1 protein-coding gene and 1 pseudogene are annotated in these 1,048 nt (G+C 71.9%); both read right to left on the reverse strand.

Features of this window, described 5'->3' with window-relative positions; all coding sequences use genetic code 11:
- A pseudogene (locus ACFHW1_RS28765) lies at positions 1-199 on the reverse strand (4-oxalocrotonate decarboxylase); the annotation flags it as partial.
- On the reverse strand, positions 196-1,048 hold an 853-nt coding region (dmpG, locus tag ACFHW1_RS28770), incomplete at its 5' end, for a 4-hydroxy-2-oxovalerate aldolase (protein WP_416616722.1). The pseudogene ACFHW1_RS28765 and the gene dmpG, both read right to left, overlap by 4 nt.

Raw genomic sequence — 1,048 nt, forward strand, 5'->3', positions numbered from 1 at the left:
GGCTGGTCAGGCCCATCTTGGCGCCGACGAGGCGTTCGCCCCGGTCGGTGCGGCGGGCGATCAGGGCCTGCTGCACCGCGTAGGCGGCGTCGACGTCGACCCGGTGGGTGTCGGCGAGCTGCGGAATCGGGGTGCCGGTGACGGCCGCCTCGTCGAGCCGGGCGGCGAGGTCGGCGGTGTCAATGCTGGTGGCGGTCACGGGCGCTCTCCGTTGACGAGGTCGAGGGCGACGTCGGTGATCATGTCTTCCTGGCCGCCGACCATCCTGCGGCGGCCGAGTTCGACCAGGATGGACCGCACGTCCAGGTTGTAGCGGTCGGCGGCGCGTTCGGCGTGGCGCAGGAAGCTGGAGTAGACGCCGGCGTAGCCGAGCGACAGGGTTTCCCGGTCGACCCGCACCGGCCGGTCCTGCAGCGGGCGGACCAGGTCCTCGGCGGCGTCCATCAGCGCGAAGGTGTCGCAGCCGTGTTTCCAGCCGTGCAGGTCCGCCACGGCGGTGAAGACCTCCAGGGGGGCGTTACCGGCCCCGGCGCCCATCCCGGCCAGGGAGGCGTCGACCCGGGTGGTGCCGTGCCGCACGGCGACGACGCTGTTGGCCACACCGAGGGACAGGTTGTGGTGGGCGTGAATGCCGATCTGCGTTTGCGGGTCCAGGACCTCGCGGTAGGCGTCGACCCGCGTAGCGACGTCGTCCATCAGCAGCCGGCCACCGGAGTCGGTGACGTAGACGCAGTGCGCCCCGTACGACTCCATCAGCTTGGCCTGCGCCGCGAGCCCGGCCGGGGTGTTCATGTGCGCCATCATCAGGAACCCGGCCACGTCCATGCCGTTGTCGCGGGCCCAGGCGATGTGCTGGGCGGCGACGTCGGCCTCGGTGCAGTGGGTGGCGATCCGGACGCTGGTCACGCCCAGGTCGCGGGCCGCTTTCAGGTCGTCGATGGTGCCGATGCCGGGCAGCAGCAGCGTGGTCAACGTCGCCCGGCTGATCGACTCGGCGGCGGCGGTGATCCAGTCGGCGTCCGACGCGGCACCGTGGCCGTAGGTGACG

It is taken from the genome of Micromonospora sp. LOL_014, assembly GCF_048060245.1.
Lineage (GTDB): Bacteria > Actinomycetota > Actinomycetes > Mycobacteriales > Micromonosporaceae > Micromonospora_E.